Below are 19813 nucleotides of genomic sequence, written 5' to 3'. Positions count from 1 at the left end.
CGTGAGAGTTCCCATGATCAATCCCTGCCTTCTCGACCCGTCGGACGACCTGCTCGCCGGGATCGACTGGGACATGACCGTGACCGAGGCAAGCGCCTGGGCGACGCCGGCCGATTGCACCGCCGACGCCGATTGGCACCCGGCCCCCGTGCCCGGCACGGCCGCCGGCGCGCTCGCCGACGCCGGGCTGTTTTCCCTCGACGCACCGACGCCCTTGCACGATCGCGACGTGTGGTATCTCGCCCATGTCGAGGTTCAAGAACCTGGCGCCTACAGGCTGATCGCTCCGGGTCTTGCGACCGTGTGCGAGGCCTGGTTCGACGGTGAGCCGGTGCTGATTTCCGACAGCATGTACGCCCGCCACGAGATCCGGCTCGATCTCGACGGTCCGGGCGATCTCATGCTGTGCTTCCGCGCCCTCGCGCCGCATCTGGAGCGAAAAGGTCCCCGCGCGCGCTGGCGCACGCAGCTTGCAAACCACGCGGGCCTCAGGCTGATGCGCACGACGCTGCTGGGTCACATGCCCGGCTGGTGCCCGGACGTTCATGCCGTCGGCCCCTGGCGCGGTCTGCATCTCGTTGCGGAAGGGTCCGTGCGGGTCGAGGATCTCGCGATCGAGGCCACGCTCGGCGAGGACGGCACGGGTCGGCTCAGGGTCGCCTTGCGGCTGCCGGGCGACCCCGGAGACACGCCGCCGGTCCTGCACTGCGCCGGCTGGGAGGCGCCGCTCGACACGGGCGACGACGGCCGGTGGTCGGCGGACATGCTGCTGCCCGGCATCGAGGCCTGGTGGCCGCACACCCATGGCACGCCGCATCTTCATGACCTGACCTTGCACACGACGACCGGTGACATCGCGCTGGGACGCACCGGATTCCGCCGCATCGAGGTCGACCGGGGCGCGGATGGCGACGGCTTCGCGCTCAAGGTCAACGGCGAGCGGATCTTCTGCCGCGGCGCGGTCTGGACCAATGCCGACATCCTCAGGCTGCCGTCGACCCGCGAAAGCTACCGCCCGTGGCTGGAACGCGCCCGCGACGCGCATATGAACATGCTCAGGATCGGCGGCACGATGGCGCCCGAGGCGCCGGCCTTCCATCAGCTTTGCGACGAGTTCGGCATTCTCGTCTGGCAGGACCTTCCGTTCGCGAATTTCGATTATCCGGCGAAGGACGAGAGTTTCGTCGCCGCCGTGCGCGACGAAACGCGCGGCCATCTGCGCGCAACCCAGGCCTCGCCGAGCCTTGCCGTCGTCTGCGGCGGCAGCGAGATGTATCAGCAGGCCGCGATGCTCGGGCTTCCCGAAAGCCGCTGGCGCGGGCCGCTTACCGAAGAGATCCTGCCCGAGGTCGTGCGCGAGATCCGCCCCGACGTCGCCTATGTGCCGAATTCGCCGTGTGGCGGGGCGATGCCGTTTTCTCCCGATGCCGGGATTGCCCACTACTACGGCGTCGGCGCCTATCTGCGTCCGCTTGAGGACGCGCGCCGCGCCAATATGCGCTTCGCCGCCGAGTGTCTCGCCTTTGCAAATATCCCCGATGGCGATCCGCAGACCCTGCCCGGCGGGAACGCGCCGGGCCACGACCCGGCATGGAAAAAGGGCGTTCCGCGCGACCGGGGCGTCGGCTGGGATTTCGAGGACGCGCGCGATCACTATGTCGAGGCGCTCTACGAGGTCCCGCCCGCGAGGCTGCGTCACGGCGACCCGCAGCGCTGGCTCGACCTCGGCCGGGCAGCCGTCGCCGAGGTGATGGAAGCGACCTTCGCGGAATGGCGCCGGCCGGGATCGTCCTGCGCCGGAGCGCTGGTGTGGACCTTCCAGGATCTGGCGCCGGGGGCCGGATGGGGCGTGGTTGCGCACGACGGGCGGCCGAAGTCCGCCTGGCATGCGCTGAAGCGCGCGTTTCGTCCGCTGGCCGTCTCGCTGACCGACGAGGGCACCAACGGCCTTGCGATCCATGTGGTGAACGATACGGCCGGGGAGCAGGCGCTGCGCCTCGACCTCACCTGCCTGCGCGACGGCCGGCTGGCGGTTGCCACCGGCACAAAGGACCTGGTGCTCGCCCCGCGCGAGGCGCGCACGCTTGCCGCCACCGACCTGATCGGCGCCTTCTTCGATGTGACATATGCCTTCCGCTTCGGCCCGCCCTCGCATGATTGCACCCATGTGCGGCTGGCCGATGGCGACGGCACCACGCTCGACGAGGCGTTTCATTTCGCGCTTGGACGAAGCGCTTCCGGCAAGGGCGCAATCCTGTCGGTGACGATGGATCGCGACGACGACGGAACCGACGTGCTGGTGCTGGAAAGCGATCGTGTCGCGCAATCGGTCCTGATCGACGACGACGCCTTCGAGCCGCAGGACAACTGGTTTCACCTTGCCCCGGGACAGGCGAAACGGATCAGGCTGGTCCGGCGGCCCGAAAGCGATCCAGCCGCCCGCCCCTCCGGCCTGTTGCGCGCGCTGAACAGCGACGCGGTTGCCTATTCCGCCGGCTGAGCCGCCACGGCCAGCAGTTCGACGAGTTCCGCGCGCGCCGCGCGCTGGGTCAGATTGTGATCGGCATCGGACAGTTCGACCAACGCCAGATTGGGATAGGAAACGCGCCGGCGCAGATCCTTGCCGAAGAAGACCGGAAGCTGCGCCAGCCCCGGATCGCCGTCGCTGTAGACAAGCGTCACATCCGTGCCCCGGTCGCGCAGCGTCGCCAGATTGGCATGCACGCTGGCATAGAGCCTGGAAAACGGCGCCAACCCGAAAAGCCAGGGCGCGAAATCGCGTTCCGCGCGGCGAAACCCGCGCCGCACGAGCGAGCGCGCCAGCGCGACGGCATTGGTCTGGCCGCTCAGGACCCGCTTCCATTTTTCCGCGCTCAGCATCTTGCGACCGTAGTCGACCGCCGAGGTATGACCGAAGCGCAGCACCTCGGCGACATCGTCGCGCGGATCCCAGAGGAAGCGCTGGAGGTTGACCGCAATCACCTTGCGCACGCGCGCGTCGGCGACCGCACCGTTGAGCGCCAGATAGGCGCCGCTGCAGGTGCCGGTGACAACGGCGCCGGCGCCGAACCCATGGGCCTCCACCACGTCGAGGGCGGCGGCGAGATCCGCAAGCTGGCACGGGTGATAATGCACGATCGGCGGTCCGCCGGCCTGGGGGCGGCTGTCGCCAATGTCGGCGAGGTCGATGCGCAGCGAGGCGATGCCACGTCCCGCGAGCGCCCGCGCCGCCTCGGCCGCGCCGCGCGCCCAGCCGGCCCGCGGCGTCGCGCCGGAATTGAGAAAGATCACCGGACGTGCGCCGGGCAGACGCTCGACCGGCTCGCACCAGATGCCGACCAGATTGCCCTGCGGCCCAAAGGCAAGCGGCATCTCCTGCGCGCCGCCTGCAAGCCGAAGGGCGGAGCCCCCCACCGACGCGGGCGACACGCCGACCGTGCGCGGCGGGAGGATGCGCACCAGCCATCCGACCAGCCGGTCGAAATCCGCCTGTGGACAGACCGAGGCGGTCGGGTCGCTCATCAGCTCGTCATAGCCGGCAAAGACATGCCTCTCGCCGGTGTGCCCGGCGGACGCCGCCTTGCCGAAGGCCTCTTCCGTCGCCTTGCCCGAACGATGCAGGACGAAGGCCGGCGGCAGATCCGCAAGCCCGGCAAGGCCGGAGACATCGAGCGCGCGGATTTCCTCCGCCAGCCGCTCGCCAAGGCCGAGCCCGCCGATGGAGAGCATTTCCCCGGACGCGCAGGCGGGCGCGGCACCGGTGATCTCGCCGATCATCGCCGCACGCGCCTGAAGCTCGCGCAGATAGGTGCGCCCCTTCACCACGGGAGCGAGAAGGGCGAGCGCCACCGGGGCCTGGCGTCCGTCCGCCACCGCCTTGAGCGCAAGCGTGGCACCGAGACCGAGGCCGAGCAGGACGATCTCCTCCACGCCGGGAAGCTGCCGCAATGCGGTACAGGCCGCATCCAGCGCCGCCTCATAGCGGGCAAGACCCTCGACATCGGCAGCAGAGCCGGCTGCATCGCCCGTGCCGGGCCAGTCGAACCGCAGCGCCGGATAGCCGGCGGCCGCGAGCTGGTCGGCCAGGAGGCGCATCGACCGGCGGGCGCACAGGTCCTCATAGCCCCAGGCGCCGGCGATCACGACGCCGACCGCCCCTTGCGCCGGGTGCAGGACGGCAAACGTGCCGGACACGACGAGCGGACGGAGAGCGTCCTCCCCTTTCCCCTCAAGCCGCGGATTCGCTGCGTTCGACGTCATGCTCTTGTCCTCACGGCCGGGCAAGCGCCGGACAGGCCTTTTCGGCCGGCGTGCGCCGCGCGATCAGGCGCGAAATCGCCACCATCTGCGGGCGGTCGAGACCGTCTTCCGGCTGCACCGACAGGGGATACTCGCCCCACCAGTCGCCCGCCGCCCAGATTGCCCAGCCGGCCCAGACGTCCGGCCGGTCGTTGAGATAGCCGACCATGCGCACAAGCCCCTCGTAGCAATCGGGCCGGGCATGCCCCCCGAACTCGCCGAGGAAGGCGGCAGTGCCGGTTTCCTCCAGCCACCCCGTCAATCGCTCGATGGCGGTCATCGCATCGTCGACGCGGCTGCAGGCGGTCTTCGTTCCGGAAAAATCGTCGTCCATATACTGGTGAACGTCGAAGATGTAGCGGTCGACGGGATCGACCACGCCTTTGAGCACCTCGGCGTTGGAGCCGCCCGGCTGGTCGTCGAACCAATGCGACGCGCCGGTCCAGATCGTGCCCGGCACCATCACCAGATTGTCGGCGCCCGCCTCCCGGATCGCCGCGATCGCCGCATTGACCGAGGGCAGCCAGTCGCGCGCGGAGATATTCGACGGTTCGTTCATCAGCAGGAAGACGACATCCTCGCGGCCCTTGTAGCGCGCCGCCAGCCGCCCCCAGAAATCGGCGAAGGCGGAGGTCGGGACCGCGCCCTCGCCGATATGGGTACCGCGGTATTTCGCGTAATTGTGGGGATCGAGAATGACGGTCAGCCCCATGCCCGTCGCCGTGGCGACCGTCTCGTCGATCAGGGCCAGTTCGCTGTCGGCAAGCGGCGCGTTCAGCCGCGGCTGCAGGCGCTCCCAGCGAAACGGCAGGCGCACCGCGTTCATGCCCTTGGCGCGCAGATAGGCAAGCGTCTCCCGGGACGGGTAGATGTAGGTCTTGGCGTGAACGCCCGGCAGGTCACCGAATTCGGCGCCAGCCACATTCGCCCCGCGCAGGCACTCCGCGCCCGCCGGGCCCACCGACAGGGCAAGGACGAGCGGCAGGACCGCCGCAAGGGCGGCCCGCCTGCGAGCGGAGGACCTTCCATCAGGAGCGCGCATGGGAGCTTCCCTTGTCCTGGCCAAGGCCAGCGGCGGACGCGGCACCGCCGCCGTCACCGCCGCGATTGCGCCAGACCCCGAAGATCGCGGTCGCCATGTTGTCGACCTGCCAGTGCCGCATGACCCAGCGACGCGACAGCAGATGCACGATCACCAGCTGCGCCCAGCCGGCGATGGCGACGCCGTCGAGACCGAACTGACGCCCGAGAACATACAGCAGGCCGGCATAAAGGATGAAGACGAGGCTGCGCATGCGCAGCAGATAGGATTCGCCACCGCCGATCATCGTCAGCCAGGTGCCGGGACCGAAAAAGGCGTGGCTGATCGCCGCCAGCGACAAGAGCACCAGCACGTCGAAATGCGGAACGAAGGCGGGATCGAACATGTAGAGGATGTAGGGGCCCAGGAAATAGAGCATCACGCCGCCGATTGCCGCCAGCGCGAAGCTGCCGGCAGAGAGCATCGCCACGAGTTTCTGGGCCCCCGGGCGGTCGTCTTCCTGGAATTTCGCCGAAATCAACGGAATGCCGACCGTGTCAATGGCCAGCACCGGCAGGGTCAGCAGCATCGCGATGCGATAGGCCACGAAATAGAAGGCGGCGACCTCCAGCCCGATGGTGATGCCGATCAGGATCGTTTCCAGATAGGAGGACGCGGCGTTGAAAAAGCCGTTTGCGCTGAAGTTGAGCGTCTCCGCGTTCCAGCGCCGCCAGGGCACGCTTTCCCGCGTCGGCGCCGAGCGGGACAGAAAGCCGAGCCCCTCCTGGCGAACGAAGACGACCGCCTGATAGCCGACCATCAGGAACAGCAGGCCCGTGACGATCTCGGTCGCGGCCGCACCGCTCGCGAGCAGCCCCGCATAAGCGAGCGCCGGCAGGGTGACCGCCGACAATAGCCGCCACAGGTTCTCGCGCGGAACCAGCGCCATCACGATCTGCCCATGGATGCGGAAGTAGTTCTGGAGGTATTCGCTCAAGGTGAAGACCGCACCGAACAGGAGCGCGATCGGGAGCGAATTGTAGGGTTCCGCCAACCGGTCGGAGAAGATCCAGACCACCACCGCGGCCAGGAGCTGAACGCCGGTGCCGAAAGCCAGCCAGATCGCGTTGACGAAGAAGATGGCCTGATTGCTGTCGCCGGGGACATGCGCCTTCAGCCGGAAATGTTTCACCAGGAGCACGGGCTGACCGAAGGTGAAGATCAGGCCGAGCGACGTGCCGACGGAAAACAGGAAGATGTAAAGACCGTATTCCGCCGTTTCCAGCGAATGACTGGCGGCGAACAGGACAGCAAAGCTCAAGATCGTGCTGCCGAAGCGGCTGAACAGCGACCAGAACAGCCGCTTGAAGCCCTTGCCGGCAATCAGCGTGCGGATCCGCTTCACAGCGCCACCTCGCGATGCGGCGCGGGCGCCTGTCTGGCGTGCCGGCGCAAGGTGTCTTCGAGAAACGCCGTATAGAGAGCGGCGATACGCGGACGCAGATAGGTCTGCGCGCTTTCAAGCGCCCCCAAGGACAAATGCTCATAAAGATCGGGAGCGGCGGAAAGCCGTCTCAGACTGTCGGCGAGCGCATCCGCATCGCCCGGCGCAAACAGCAGGCCGTTGTGCCCGGGCTCGACCGTTTCGGCGATCCCGCCAAGGTCGGAGCCGATGACGGGAACCGCATGCGCGAAGGCCTCGACCGCCACCCGCCCGAACGCCTCGCGGCCGATCGAGGGGAAGACCAGCACGTCGACCTCGGGAAAGAAGGCTTGCGGATCGGCCCAACCCCAAAAGCGGGTCCTGTCCCTTGGAAACTGCGCCCGGAGCGCCTTTTCGTCGTCCGCAGTGCCGGTGCCGGCCACATGAAACTCCAGCGCGCAATCGCCGAGCCGCTCCGCCGCGCGGCCAAGAACATCGAGCCCCTTGAACCGCGTGTGGACCCCCAGGAAGCCAACCCGCATTGCCCGCTTCGAAGGCGCCGTGCGCGGCGCCGTCGCGGCGGTCTCCTCGATCGCTCCGGGAATGCACCGGGACAAGGCATTGGGAAAATAGCCGCGCTCGACGTGCCGTGAGATCACGTCGCGGGTCTCGCCGCAGACACCGTCGACATAGCGGGTGAAATACTTCTTGCCGAGAGACGCCATCCAGCAGGTCGTGCACTGGCCGTCGCAATTGCGCCCGTTCTTCTGCATCACGCCGCGCCAGCACATCAGAAAGGCGCTTCTGAGCGTATGGGCGACCGGGACGCCGAGCGAGCGGGCAGCGGCCCAGGAGGCAACATTGATGTTTTCGATGCTGTCGGTCAGCAGGATGTCCGGGGCGAATGCGCGGATCTCGCGACGCATGGCGGCATAGGCGCGCGGATTGCCGTTTTCCAGCGCATGCCAGGCGAGTTTCTTCCAGGCCGGGCGCGGACGCCGATAATTCCAGTAGACATTCGTCGGTCGGATCCGGTGCACCTCGATGCCCTCGAGCGTATCATGCTCCGCGGCATCGGCCGTGTTGATCACGCGCAGATCATGTCCCTCTTCCTGCAGCATCTTTGCCAGCAGCAGAGCGGAAATCGGGCCGCCGCCATCGACGAAGGGCGGGAATGCGGCACAGGCCATCAGGACGCGCATGTGACTATGGAGCTTTCTTGTGGATTTGGGCCATTCGGGTACGACCGCCCTGAACCGTATCGGGCATTCCTTAACCTGCCGTGTTCCAGACCGTCGACACCGCCACCCGGCGCGCCGCATTGCGAGATCGGTCTAAACGGACGGTTAACGCGTGAACCGCAGGCAAACGCACCCGAGCGTCGCCGCTCCGCACCAATTGGCGCATTCACGCGTTGAAACTTGGTTTACCATACGCGCAGGATCCGAACGGACCATAGGCATTTCAACCGGATGTTCATGCCGGCGGACCTAGGATCGAACCCGACCGTGCCTCAAAGACGCTGGACGTGTGGCGATACCGGTTCAAATCGAAGGACGAAAGCCGAACCTCATGGCCCCGCTTGCGACTGTCACTCCCCATCTGAGCCTTGCCGAACGCGCAAGGCGCGGCATCAAGACGGCCGGCCTGCGCCTGTTGCGGGCCAGCGGACTGCCGGGAGTGGTCGGGCGCATCTACGGCGGGCGCGGCGTGATCCTGATGTTCCACGATTTCACGCAGGACCCGAAGGCCGATCTCGACCAGGGCTGCAAGAGCGCCGACTTCGAGCGGATTCTCAAGGACCTGCGCGGCAGCGGCCGCGACATCGTCACGATGGACGAGGCGCTTAAGCGGCTGGACGACCCGCAAACGCGCCCCTTTGCCGTTCTGACCTTCGACGACGGCTATCGCTCCAACATCGACATCGCGCTGCCGATGCTTGAACGCCACCACGCGCCGGCGACGATCTTCGTGCCGACGGAAATGGTGACGCGCACGATCAACGCCTGGTGGCTGGGCCTGAAACATTTGTTCCTCGACAACGACCGCGTCGAGATCGAGCCGATGGGCGTCCGGTTTTCCTGCCCCGACCGCGCGACCAAGACCGCCGCGTTGCGCCGCGCAACCGCCTGGGTCTGGGAGGATTTTCACAGAGCGGACGTGCTCGCACCGACCTTTGCAAAACATGGCGTGTCGCTGCCGGACATTGTCGAGGCACGTGCCTTCGACGAAGCCGAGATGGTGGAGATCGACCGTCACCCGCTTATCGAGATCGGCGCCCACACCACCACCCACCGCGCGCTCGCGCTGCTCGATGGAGAGAGCGTGCGCCGCGACATCCTCGACAACAAGACCTATCTGGAAGACCGCCTGGGCCGGGACGTGGGCCATTTCGCCTATCCCTATGGCGCGCCGTCGATCAGCGGCCGGCGCGAAGCGGAGATCGTGCGGACCGCCGGTTTCCGCAGTGCCGTGACGACGACGGCCGGCTGCCTGTTTCCCTCCCACCTCGACGAGCGCTTCCTCCTGCCCCGGCAAAACGGCGAATATACCGACGACAGTGCGGCCTATACCGCCTGCGGCGTGAACGGGCTTTTCCGCGCCATCGCGACGCGGGGCGGAGACCCGGTCGCGGTCGGCCCCGGGGCCTGCCGCTTCGCGGCGACGGGAGCACGCGGATGAAACCGGCGGACATCGCTCCTCCTGCCCCGACGGATGCCGACCCGACCCGCGCCGCCGACGCGTCGCCGTTTCGCGACGCGGTGCTCGTTCATGTGGTGCGGCAATACAAGCCGAGCGTCGGCGGCCTGGAGGATTTCGTCGCAAGTCTCGTGGCGCGCCAGCGCGGCCGGTTCCGGCGCATCCGCATCATCACCTGCGACCGGCTGTTTCGCGGCGACGGCAGCAAGCTTGCCAAACGCGAAATCATCGACGGCGCGGAAGTGGTGCGGCTGCCGTACATCGGCTCGACGCGTTACCCCATTTGCACGGGCGTCCTGTCGGAGCTTGCGGATGCCGATCTGGTGCATGTGCATGCCATCGACTTCTTCTTCGATGCGCTGGCCTTCACCCGCCGGCTGCACCGCAAACCGCTGGTCGCAACGACCCATGGCGGTTTCTTCCACAGCCCCGACTATCGGCTGCTCAAGCGGATCTGGTTCCGCTCGATCACCAAGGCGGCGGCCCGACGCTACGGTGCGCTCGCCTGCTGCAGCGAAAGCGACTACGCGCGCTTCGCCCGCATTGCGCCCGACAAGGTGCGGCTGATCGAAAACGGCGTCGACATCGAGAAGTTCGCCGGCGCCGGGTCGCCGGCACCGGCGAAGTCGCTGATCACCATCGGCCGCCTGGCCCACAACAAGCGCGTCGACCTGCTGCTCGACACGATGGCGCGGCTCGTCGCCAGCGACCCGGACTGGCGACTGTCCATCGTCGGCACGCCGTTCGACTGGAGCCGGGACGACATCGCGGCGATGGTCGCGGACCGCGGCCTTGCCGGCAACGTCGATCTGCACGTCGGTCCGAGCGATGCGGAAATGCGCGACCTGCTCGGCAAGGCCAGCCTGTTCGTCAGCGCCTCGCGCCATGAAGGCTTCGGCATCGCGCTGATCGAGGCGATGAGCGCGGGCCTGTCGAGCGTGGTGGAGGGCAATGACGCCTTCGCCGCCTTCGCACAGAAGCACAGCGGCATCACGCTCTGCGATTACGGCGATCCGGACAGCACGGCGGAGGCGATCCGTGCCGCTTTCGCGGTCATCGAAACCGATCCGCAAGCAGCGCGCGACACCGCCATCGCGCAGGCGCAAGCCTATTCCTGGGCTGCAACGGCCCTGCGCTACGAGGCGCTGTACCGGGAGGTTCTGGGGCGCTGAAGCGGCCGTGAAGGCGCCTTCGGCTCCGGTGAGGCGGCCGACGTGTCCGCCGCAAACCCCCTCCAGACATCGGTCGCGCCGACGCACAGCCACAGCAGAGCCGCCGTCTTGATCGAATAGAGCGAGTTCGACACCACCATCAGCAGGCTGATGTAGGTCACCACCAGCGCGCGAAAGCGCCAGGCATCGCTTGAGCGCACCGGCACGAAGACGAAGGCGGTCCACATGGCGACCACGCCGATCAGGCCGAACTGGTGCAGCGTATAGGCATAGCCGCTGTCGTCGAGAAACGTCTCCACCCCGGAAATGCCGAACAGGCCGGCGAGATCGAGCTTGAGAAAGAGACGCGCGGAATGGAACCAGCGTCCGCCGAGGTTGTCCTGCCAGCTAACCTGGGTGGTCGACAGACCGTAGAGCACCAGCAGCAGCGCGAACATCGCCGGAACCAGCCACCAGACGACGCGCGGCACGAAGCGATAGACCAGGAAGGCCGCGAAAAAGGCAATGCACACGAAGAGGCCGAAGCGGGCGTCGCCCAGGATGATCACCGTGGCGGAGGCGGCAAACAGCAGCTTGCGACGGGCCATGTCCTTGCGAAACAGCGCCCACATGCCCAGAAACGCGCCGAAGTTGCCCATCGACACCGGCTCCAGGAACACCGACGACACGCGGTGGATGCCGAGGAAGGGGAAGAAGTTTCGTCCTTCGGGGCGAATTCCGCTGATGAAGAGGTCCGAGCCTTCGGTGAAATTGTCGCCGGCGTTGATGGTGCCGCGGGCGATGTAATAGTCGTTGATGTTGATGTTGGCGAGGAAGATGTCGAGCAGGAAATACTCGAACAGGCCGACGGCGATGACAATCCCCGCGCAGGCAAGCACCAGCTTGTCGACCGAGCGGATGTCACGCACCCCGCGGCCGAGAAAATAGAAGCAGATCGGAATCAGCCCGTCGCGGATCCCCTTCAGGTCGAGCTCCGGCCGCATCGCCAGGATCAGCGCCATATAGGTCAGATAGATCGTCAGCACGACGTAGAGATCGACCCGCCGGTCGAGCGCCAGCAGGAAGCCGACGCCGATCAAGAGCACTTCCACGAGCATCACATGGCTTGCCGAGATCCCGGTCACCCGCGTGTTGACGAACGCCAGGAAGCAGTTGAACACCAGCGCCGCGATCACGATGGCAAAGACCGACCGCAGCCACAGGTCATAGGTGTCCGCACGCACGACGAAGGGCGAGAAGCCTGGCGGAAGCGACGCCGCGCGCGACACAGGCGCGGACGCCGGCGGGTGATCAGGCTGCGAGCGCCACATTGCCGATCATCCTGTCCTGCCACGGCTGCAGCAGCGTCAATGTCCTGTCGAGATCCTGACGCGAGGTCTGCCCGAGGTGGGTGACGAGCAGGATCGCGTCACTCTGCCCGAGCAGGACCGGCAGATAGGGATTGGACAAGGCGGAACCGCCGTCGATCAATAGGAACTCATCCTCGCCGGCGCCGATCTGGTCGTCTCCGGGAACATGGGCATGTCCATCCAGACGCTCCACCGTGAAGGGCGACGCTGCCGCGCCCGCACGCAGTGCCGCCGGCGCGAAGCCATCCTCCTGAAGCGCGGGCCCGGCCCGCCGCCGGCTGGACAGGCGTGTGCGCTTCGGCTCCCGCGTGGTCAGCATCTCGCGCCGCGGCGCACTCAAGGCCGCATTCGCATCGGTGCGCGCAAGCAACACCTCTTCGCCCATGTCGTAAAGACCGCTGGCGATTGCCCGCACCAGCGGCGACAGCGCCGCCTCCTCGCCGGCGGAGACCACAAGGATATTGGCCGGACGTTCCTCCGCGAAGGCATGGCGCAAGGCATAGGCAACGCGCGCAACGGCAAGCTGGCGCTCGGACGTGCGGGTCGCGGAGCTCTCGCCCGGCATGAAGCGCGCCAGGCGCGCGGTCCCCTTGCCGCTTCCGGGCGCACTCAGCCTGGCGATCAGCGGAACGCCGGTGCGTTCCACCAGTTCCCGGTCCGACCCGAGCTTGCCGTTGATCATCTCCCAGCCAACGCTGCCCGCAGCGGCGAGCGCGAAGCCGAAGACGGCGGCGGCGGCCAGGACGATCAGGCCCGACGGTCCGTTCGACTTCAGCGGCGCCACCGCACGCGAGATAATCCGCGAATTGCTGGTGTCGATTTCCTGCTGTTCCTGAAGTTCATTGGCCCTGCTCAGGAACGAATTATACACCGCTCCGAGCGACGAGGCCTCGTTCTCAAGCTGGCGGAGGCGGATCTGCGAGCGGCTCTGGTCGACGTTGGTCGAGGCGAGCCGGTCCGCCTCGCCTTTCAGCGCCGTGACATTCGCCAGCGCGCGCTGCAGGTCACTGTCGACCGACCGGCGCACCCGCGACATTTCATCGGCAATCAGGCGGCGGGTGTTGTCGAGCTGCGAGCGCAATTCGCGCAGTTGCGGATGGTTGGCGCCAAGCGTGGTTGCCGCCTGCGCCTCGCGCTCGGCGATCCGGGCAAACTGCACCCGCAAGGATCCAAGGGTCGTGGTCTGGAGATTGGCGGGCAGACCGCCGGCCTCAATGTCCGTCACGGTCAGTGTCTTGAGCAGATCCGCGTTCGATTTCGCCCGCTCCAGATCCACCCGCGCCTGGGTCAGTTGGGTGTTGATGTCCTGAAGCTGCTGATCGACCACGAGACCGCGCTGGCCGGTGCTGATCAGCCCGTTCTCGGCCCGAAACGTCTCGACGGCCGCCTCGGCCGCCTCGACGCGAGTCTTCAGGTCGGCCGCCTGTTCCTGCAGCGCGACGCTGGCGCGCAAGGTGGCATCCGCCCGCGACCGCCGCGCCTCGTCGAGATAGGCGCGCGCCGCCTCATTGGCGATCGCGGCCGCCGCGAAGCGATCGGGGTGACGCATGATGATGTTGATGACGAAAGCCTTCTCCACGCGGACCGCCTGCAGGCGGTCCTTCAGGCCGGCGATCGCGGCGGCGCGAATGTCTTCTTCGGTCGGCGTCGGCGCGCCCCGGCCAAGCAACCGCGACAGCAATCCGCCGCCGGGCAGCTTGGTGATTGCGGGGTCGTCCGTCAGGTCGAGGCGCTCGACGACGTCCTCCAGAACCGCCTGGGAGAGAATCACATAGGTCTGACTGTCGACGGCGAGACGCTGCAGGGCATCGCCATTGTCGCGGGCGAGAATGTCGTTGCCGACGATCTGCAGACCGCGCGGCTCGATCAACAGCTCCGCGCTGGCGCTGTACTGCGGCGTCTTGAGCGCGAGAAATCCGAGCGCCAGCGTCGTCATCACGGCCGGCAGGACAAACAGCCATCCGATCCGTTTCCGCAAGATGCCGGGAATCTGGTAGATGTCGATCATGGTCGCGCGCCGCCTGGACAATCCCGCGGGCCACCACTCGGTCAGCCCCGGACGAAAAGTAACATGCCCCCAGCAATGCCCGAACATGGTTAACAATTCGCAAGTCCGCGCAAGCGTCTGAACGCCAACCAACCTTTCACACTGTAGCACGATTGTTCTGCAGATTAGCATCTGGTTCGCACTTGGTGCCTATGCTGCGACGCGCATCACGAGAGCGAGGGTCATGAGCAACGAGCGTCAAACCGAACACGCACCCAGGCCGCTGGCGCAGGTTCGCATCGGCCCGGTTGCCGTGGCCAGACTGACACAGGCGCAAGCCATTCAAGAGCTCTTGGCGCATGTGCCGGACGGTCCGGCGCTGCGCGTCGCCTTCGCCAATGCGCATGGTCTGCTGCTGGCGATGGACGACCCGAAATTCGCGCAAACGCTCGACGGCTTTCTCGTTCTCAACGACGGGATCGGCGCGGAAATCGGCGCCAGGCTCCTCACCGGCGAAGGCTTTCCAGACAATCTCAACGGCACCGACTTCGTGCCCGCCCTGCTCGCCGCGGCCCCGTCGGGAACGCGCGTCTATCTGCTTGGCGCAAAGCCGGAAATCGTCGCGCGCGCGGCCGAAGAATTCGCTGCCGCATACCCCGGAATTGTAATCTGCGGCCATCGCGACGGCTATTTCGGTCCCGACTCCCACGCGGAAATTGTCGCCGGAATCAATTCGGCCGCCCCCGACATCCTGCTGGTCGCCATGGGAAACCCGAAACAGGAACATCTCATCGAGGCGCTGGCCCCCTCCCTCGACGTCCCGCTCATGCTGGGTGTCGGCGCATTGTTCGACTTCACCGCCGGCGAGGTCGCGCGCGCGCCCAGCGCCATGCGCAAATACGGGCTGGAATGGGTCTTCCGTTTCCTGCAGGAGCCAAAACGCCTCGGAGGACGATACACGCTGGGCGTCGTGCGCTATCTGTGGAAGATCGGCGGCCTGTGGATTTCGTCCCGCTTCGCCCGCAGCTAGTCCCTGACCCTGACCCTGACCCTGAAGACCCTCAGCATCGCTCCGACAGGCGTGCAATCCACGCCAGAACCGCCTGCGTGTCGGCAACCGCCTGCGCGCCGGCACAGGGCGGACGCCGCACCATGACCACCGGAAGCCCGAGGCGGCGCGCCGCCTCGATCTTGGCGTAGCCCCAGGGGCCGCCGCTGTTCTTGGTGACCACATGGGTCACGCCGTGATCGCGAAACGCCGCGACCTCGACGTGCGCGTCCTCTGGCGGACGGCCAAGCACCAGCCGTCCCGCCGGCAACGGCTGGTCGGGCGCCGGCGGGTCGATCATCCGAATCAGGCAGAAAAGATCGCCGCGCGGCGCGAAGACGCCGATTTCCTTGCGACCGATGGCAAGGAAGGGACGCGCGCCATGGGGAAGCGCCGCCACCGCCTCGCCCAGATCGGTGACCTCCCTCCAGTCGTCGCCGGCCTCAGGTCGCCACTCGGGCCGGTCGAGCCGCAAAAGTGCAACGCCCGCGCGGTCGCAGGCCGCGACCGCATTGGCGGACATGGTCCGTGCGAAAGGATGTGTGGCGTCGACGACCGCGTCGATTGAATTTTCGCGCAGGTAAGCCACAAGGCCCTCGACGCCGCCGAAGCCGCCGATTCTGGTGTGCGCGCCATAGACCTCGGGACGCGCCACGGCACCGGCGAGCGAGACGATGACCGAGTGCCGTTCCTCCTCGCCAAGCCGGGCTGCAAGCGCGCGCGCGTCCCCGGTTCCGCCGAGAATCAGCAGGCGCATCCCGCGTCCTCCGATGCCGGCGGCGCGGATTCGAAGGGCACTTCGGCGACGATGCGGCCGGCGCGGTCGACCACCAGGACCTCCAGATCGACCGGCGCGTCGCGCAGCACCTTGCGCACCGAGGCGTGCGCCGCGCGCGCCACCGCGCCGGCGACATCCACGCCGTCGCGTTCGGCGCGGTCGAGCACTTCCTTGGCGGTGTTGGCCGTGCGCGCCGCCTCGACCAGTTCGGGCCGGGCGCCCGCGCCGCGCAACACCTCGGCCAGGGCCTCGAAATCGACCTGGCTGCGCGCGGAGTGGAGATCCAGCGCGCCCTGGGCGAGCTTCACCAGCTTGGCGAAGCCGCCGGCCAGCGTGAGGCGCGGCACGGGGTGTGCACGCAGATACTTGAGCAGGCCGCCGGCGAAGTCGCCCATGTCCATCAGGGCCATCTCGGGAAGCTCGGGATGGCGCGCCTGCGCGGCCGTCTCCGAGGTCGCCCCCGTGGCGCCGATGACATGGGTGATCCCGGCGGCCCGCGCCACGTCGACGCCGCGATGAATGGAGGCGATCCAGGCGGCGCAGGAAAACGGCCGCACGATGCCGGTGGTGCCTAGGATCGACAATCCGCCGACGATCCCGAGCCGCGGGTTCATCGTCTTTTGTGCCAGCGCCTCGCCGCCGGGAATGGAGATCTCCACCTCGACATCGCCGCTGCCGCCAAAGGCTTCGGCTATCTCCGCGATGGCCGCCGATATCATCTGGCGGGGCACCGGATTGATCGCCGGCTCGCCGGGCGGGATCGGCAGGCCCTCGCGGGTGACCGTTCCCACCCCCTCGCCGGCGCGAAACACCACGCCGCTGCCGGCCGGGGCAAGGCGCACCCGCGCGATCACCAGCGCGCCATGGGTGACATCGGGGTCGTCGCCCGCGTCCTTCACGATGGCCGCCAGCGCCGCGTCTTCCGCGAGTTCCTCGCGGGCAAGCGCAAAGGCCGGACGCTCGCCTTTGGGCAGGACGATCTCGACCGGATCGGGAAAGGCGCCGGTCAGCAACGCCTGATAGGCGGCCTTGGCCGCCGCCGTGGCGCAGGCGCCCGTCGTCCATCCCCGGCGCAGCTCTGTGGTGGCCTTCGCGTTCATGCGCGGGACTATAGGGCGGGCCGCGACGAGCGTCACGGCAAAGGGCACCAAGGTCGCGATTTCAATAACAGGCGACGCAAGTTGACCTTGGCGCGGGCGCCTGTGCGTCGTAAAACCGGAGAGACATGACAACGACGCCCAACGATCTCACAGACGGCCTCGACCCGTCCCGGCTGCGCCTCCCCGATTTCGAGGCGGGCTGGGTGTGGCTGGCCGGCGCGGGTCCCGGGGATCCCGGCCTGTTGACGCTGCATGTCCTCAACGGCCTGCGCCACGCCGACGTCATCGTCTATGACGCGCTGGTCGACACCAGCATTCTCGACCTCGCCAAACCCGGCGCGATCATCGATTACGCCGGCAAACGCGGCGGCAAGCCGAGCCCCAAGCAGCGCGACATCTCCCTCAAGCTGATCGACTACGCCCGCGCCGGCCACCGGGTGCTGCGGCTGAAGGGGGGCGACCCCTTCGTCTTCGGACGCGGCGGCGAGGAAGCGCTGACGCTGGTTGGCGCCGGCGTGCCGTTTCGCATCATTCCAGGCGTGACCGCCGGGATCGGCGGGCTTGCCTATGCCGGCATCCCGGCGACCCACCGCGACACCAACCAGGCGGTCACCTTCCTGACCGGCCATGACCAGACGGGCCTCGCCCCCTCGGCGATCAACTGGGAGGCCATCGCCAAGGGCTCTCCGGTGATCGTCATGTATATGGCGATGAAGCATCTGGCGCAGATCACGCAGAACCTGCTCGACGCCGGACGCGGCGCCGACGAGCCGGTGGCCATCGTCTGCAACGGCACGCTCGCCAATCAGCAGGTGCTGGAGACCACGCTTTCGCGGGCCGCCGAGGACGCCGCCGCGGCCACGCTGGAACCGCCGGCCATCGTCTGCGTCGGCGAGGTCGTGCGCCTGCGCGCCGGACTCGACTGGCTGGGCGCCATTGCCGGGCGCAGTCTCGATCCCGACCCGCTCGATCTCAGGCAAGCTTCAGAAACCGGATGAGCGCGCCGGGCGGCCTGCTGATCGCGGCACCGGGCTCCGGCGCGGGCAAAACGACGCTGACGCTTGCGTTGCTGCGCGCGCTGAAGAGCGCCGGGGTGCGTGTCGCCTCCGCCAAATCCGGCCCGGACTACATCGACCCGAGATTTCATGAAGCCGCCAGCGGACGCCCTTGCGTCAACCTCGATGCCTGGGCCATGCAGCCCGGCGCGATCCGGGGACTGGCGTCGCGCTTCGGCCAGGACGCGGAGTTCCTGCTCGTCGAGGGCGCGATGGGGCTGTTCGACGGGGCGGCGGACGGGAGCGGATCGGCGGCGGATCTTGCGGCGATCCTGAGCCTTCCGGTCGTGCTCGTCATCGACTGCGCGAAACAGGCGCAATCGGTCGCAGCCCTCGTGCGCGGCTTTCGCGACCACCGCGCGGATATCACCATCGCCGGGCTGATCCTGAACCGCATCGGCAGTCCGCGCCACGAGGCGATGCTGCGCACAGCCCTCGCCCCGCTCGGGATTCCGGTTCTGGGCGCGCTGCCGCGCGATGGCGCCCTTTCGCTCCCGGAACGGCATCTGGGTCTGGTGCAGGCGGAGGAACACGCCGATCTCGGGGCGTTCCTGGAGACAGCCTCCGCGATCTGCACGCAACATATCGACCTCTACGCGCTGCGCGCGCTCTCAGCCCCTGTTGCGGCGGCACCGGCCCCCTCGCTGCTGCCGCCGCCCGGCCAACGGATCGCCATTGCCAGCGACATCGCCTTCGCCTTTTGCTATCCGCATCTGCTTGAGGGCTGGCGCGCGGCGGGCGCGGAACTGACGGTGTTCTCTCCGCTTGCCGACGAGGCCCCGGATGCGACCGCCGATGCCGTCTATCTGCCGGGCGGCTATCCGGAGCTGCACACCGGCAAGCTTGCCGCCGCCACGAGCTTTCTGGAGGGCCTGCGGGCCGCTGCAGCGCGCGGCGCGCTGGTCTATGGCGAGTGCGGCGGCTACATGACGCTGGGGCAAGGCCTGACCGACGCGGAGGGAACCCGCCACGCCATGGCCGGGCTCCTGCCGCTGGAGACGAGCTTCGCCAAGCGCAAGCTGCACCTCGGCTACCGGGTTTTGACACCGCTCGGGCCCACACCCTTTGCCGGCCCGCTCGCGGCGCATGAGTTCCACTATGCCTCGACCACGCAGGAGGGCGCGGCGGAGCGGCTGTTTTCGGCCCAAGACGCCACCGGCGCAGCGCTTGCCGACATGGGGTTGCGGGTGGGAACCGTCATGGGCTCCTTCGCCCATGTCATTTGCGGGCGCTAAGCGCGCCTCACGCAGCTTCCAGAACGCATAGCTTGCAGGAATAGCCTTCCTTTTCATGATAGGCGGCATCGCGAATGGCGCGCACGCGCACCAGCCCCCTTTTCTCCATCGCCTTCAGATGGTCGGCATAGCGGTCCGGCTCCCAGACCTTTTCGTGAACGGTGACGACCACCGGCGCGCCGGGTCGCGCAACGCGCGCAAGCTCCTCCATCGCCTGCGGCCCGACATGGCCACTGGTGAAGACGCCGACGCTGACGACACCGTCGTAACTGTTTGCGGGCATGTCGAGCGGCTTGGTGAGATCGGCTTCCGACAGCTTGCGGTAGACATTCTTTTCCGCCGCCTGTTCCAGCATGCCCGCGCTGAGGTCGATGCCGTCGATCAGCAGACCGGAGACCTCCTGCCGGCTCAGCGCCTCGCCGACCAGGCCCGTCCCGCAGCCGGCATCGAGCACCAGCGCGGTCCCGTCGAGTTCGCCGGCAAGGACTGCGGCAGCCTCGTCCGGCGCCACATAGCCCATGCCCTCGACCGTGTCGGCATCGTAGCTCTCGGCCCAGTCGCGGTAGAGCGCGCGGATCTCGCGGGCGTTGCCATTAAGGGCATAGGCGCGTTTCAAGAGCGGATTGTCCGGCTCCATGGCGTGTCT

15 protein-coding genes are annotated in these 19813 nt (G+C 67.6%); 6 read left to right on the top strand and 9 right to left on the bottom strand.

All coding sequences use genetic code 11. The features are described 5' to 3' along the window. The first annotated feature begins 13 nt into the window (after positions 1 to 13). Positions 14 to 2500 carry a glycoside hydrolase family 2 protein gene (locus LC092_RS10480; protein ID WP_224806475.1) on the top strand — a complete coding sequence of 829 codons (2487 nt, stop codon included), beginning with the start codon at positions 14 to 16 and terminating at the stop codon, positions 2498 to 2500. Here LC092_RS10480 and LC092_RS10475 read toward each other — a convergent pair. From LC092_RS10475 to LC092_RS10460, 4 genes are read right to left on the bottom strand one after another with little or no spacing between them, the layout of a single operon-like run. Next, the gene (locus tag LC092_RS10475; protein ID WP_224806474.1) at positions 2485 to 4260 is read right to left on the bottom strand and encodes an alpha/beta fold hydrolase; all 1776 of its coding nucleotides are present in this window, start codon (positions 4258 to 4260) and stop codon (positions 2485 to 2487) included. The genes LC092_RS10480 and LC092_RS10475 overlap by 16 nt on opposite strands. A gap of 10 nt (positions 4261 to 4270) precedes the next feature. Continuing rightward, positions 4271 to 5341 (bottom strand): glycoside hydrolase family 5 protein, encoded by a 1071-nt coding sequence (locus tag LC092_RS10470; RefSeq protein WP_224806473.1) that lies wholly within the window; start codon positions 5339 to 5341, stop codon positions 4271 to 4273. Beyond that, entirely contained in the window at positions 5328 to 6725 is a 1398-nt protein-coding gene (locus LC092_RS10465; RefSeq protein WP_224806472.1) for a lipopolysaccharide biosynthesis protein, read from the bottom strand. Before LC092_RS10465 ends, LC092_RS10470 begins: the two co-directional genes overlap by 14 nt. After that, on the bottom strand, positions 6722 to 7945 hold the full coding sequence (locus tag LC092_RS10460) for a glycosyltransferase family 4 protein (RefSeq protein ID WP_224806471.1): 1224 nt from the start codon (positions 7943 to 7945) through the stop codon (positions 6722 to 6724). The genes LC092_RS10465 and LC092_RS10460 overlap by 4 nt, the downstream gene beginning before the upstream one ends. A gap of 370 nt (positions 7946 to 8315) precedes the next feature. Between LC092_RS10460 and LC092_RS10455 the strand changes: the two genes are divergently transcribed. After that, a complete protein-coding gene (locus tag LC092_RS10455; RefSeq protein ID WP_224806470.1) occupies positions 8316 to 9425 on the top strand; it encodes a polysaccharide deacetylase family protein in 1110 nt (369 codons plus the stop codon). Beyond that, a complete protein-coding gene (locus tag LC092_RS10450; RefSeq protein WP_224806469.1) occupies positions 9422 to 10615 on the top strand; it encodes a glycosyltransferase family 4 protein in 1194 nt (397 codons plus the stop codon). Before LC092_RS10455 ends, LC092_RS10450 begins: the two co-directional genes overlap by 4 nt. Here LC092_RS10450 and LC092_RS10445 read toward each other — a convergent pair. Next, positions 10579 to 11925 carry a UDP-phosphate alpha N-acetylglucosaminyltransferase gene (locus tag LC092_RS10445; protein WP_224806468.1) on the bottom strand — a complete coding sequence of 449 codons (1347 nt, stop codon included), beginning with the start codon at positions 11923 to 11925 and terminating at the stop codon, positions 10579 to 10581. The genes LC092_RS10450 and LC092_RS10445 overlap by 37 nt on opposite strands. Further along, entirely contained in the window at positions 11906 to 13972 is a 2067-nt protein-coding gene (locus LC092_RS10440; protein WP_224806467.1) for a GumC family protein, read from the bottom strand. Before LC092_RS10440 ends, LC092_RS10445 begins: the two co-directional genes overlap by 20 nt. Positions 13973 to 14195: 223 nt before the next feature. On the opposite strand from LC092_RS10440, the gene LC092_RS10435 reads away from it, so the two are divergent. After that, the gene (locus tag LC092_RS10435; protein ID WP_224806466.1) at positions 14196 to 14981 is read left to right on the top strand and encodes a WecB/TagA/CpsF family glycosyltransferase; all 786 of its coding nucleotides are present in this window, start codon (positions 14196 to 14198) and stop codon (positions 14979 to 14981) included. A 31-nt stretch (positions 14982 to 15012) separates the two neighbouring features. Here LC092_RS10435 and LC092_RS10430 read toward each other — a convergent pair whose 3' ends face one another. Further along, complete coding sequence (locus LC092_RS10430; protein ID WP_224806465.1) at positions 15013 to 15756, bottom strand: cobalt-precorrin-6A reductase; 744 nt, start codon at positions 15754 to 15756, stop codon at positions 15013 to 15015. Then, on the bottom strand, positions 15744 to 16877 hold the full coding sequence (locus tag LC092_RS10425; protein ID WP_224806464.1) for a cobalt-precorrin-5B (C(1))-methyltransferase: 1134 nt from the start codon (positions 16875 to 16877) through the stop codon (positions 15744 to 15746). Before LC092_RS10425 ends, LC092_RS10430 begins: the two co-directional genes overlap by 13 nt. Before the next feature lie 125 nt (positions 16878 to 17002). Here LC092_RS10425 and cobA point away from each other — a divergent pair, with 125 nt between their 5' ends. Continuing rightward, on the top strand, positions 17003 to 17875 hold the full coding sequence (gene cobA / locus LC092_RS10420) for a uroporphyrinogen-III C-methyltransferase (RefSeq protein WP_224806463.1): 873 nt from the start codon (positions 17003 to 17005) through the stop codon (positions 17873 to 17875). Then, a complete protein-coding gene (locus LC092_RS10415) occupies positions 17872 to 19167 on the top strand; it encodes a cobyrinate a,c-diamide synthase (protein ID WP_224806462.1) in 1296 nt (431 codons plus the stop codon). The genes cobA and LC092_RS10415 overlap by 4 nt, the downstream gene beginning before the upstream one ends. Before the next feature lie 7 nt (positions 19168 to 19174). Here the strand turns inward: LC092_RS10415 and LC092_RS10410 are convergent, their stop codons facing one another. Next, positions 19175 to 19804, bottom strand: a complete 630-nt coding sequence (locus tag LC092_RS10410; RefSeq protein ID WP_224806461.1) for a class I SAM-dependent DNA methyltransferase — start codon at positions 19802 to 19804, stop codon at positions 19175 to 19177. Between the last annotated feature and the right edge of the window lie 9 nt (positions 19805 to 19813).

The sequence above is a fragment of the Stappia stellulata genome (assembly GCF_020176715.1).
Lineage (GTDB): Bacteria > Pseudomonadota > Alphaproteobacteria > Rhizobiales > Stappiaceae > Stappia.
This window is presented reverse-complemented; position numbering and strand designations above follow the sequence as displayed.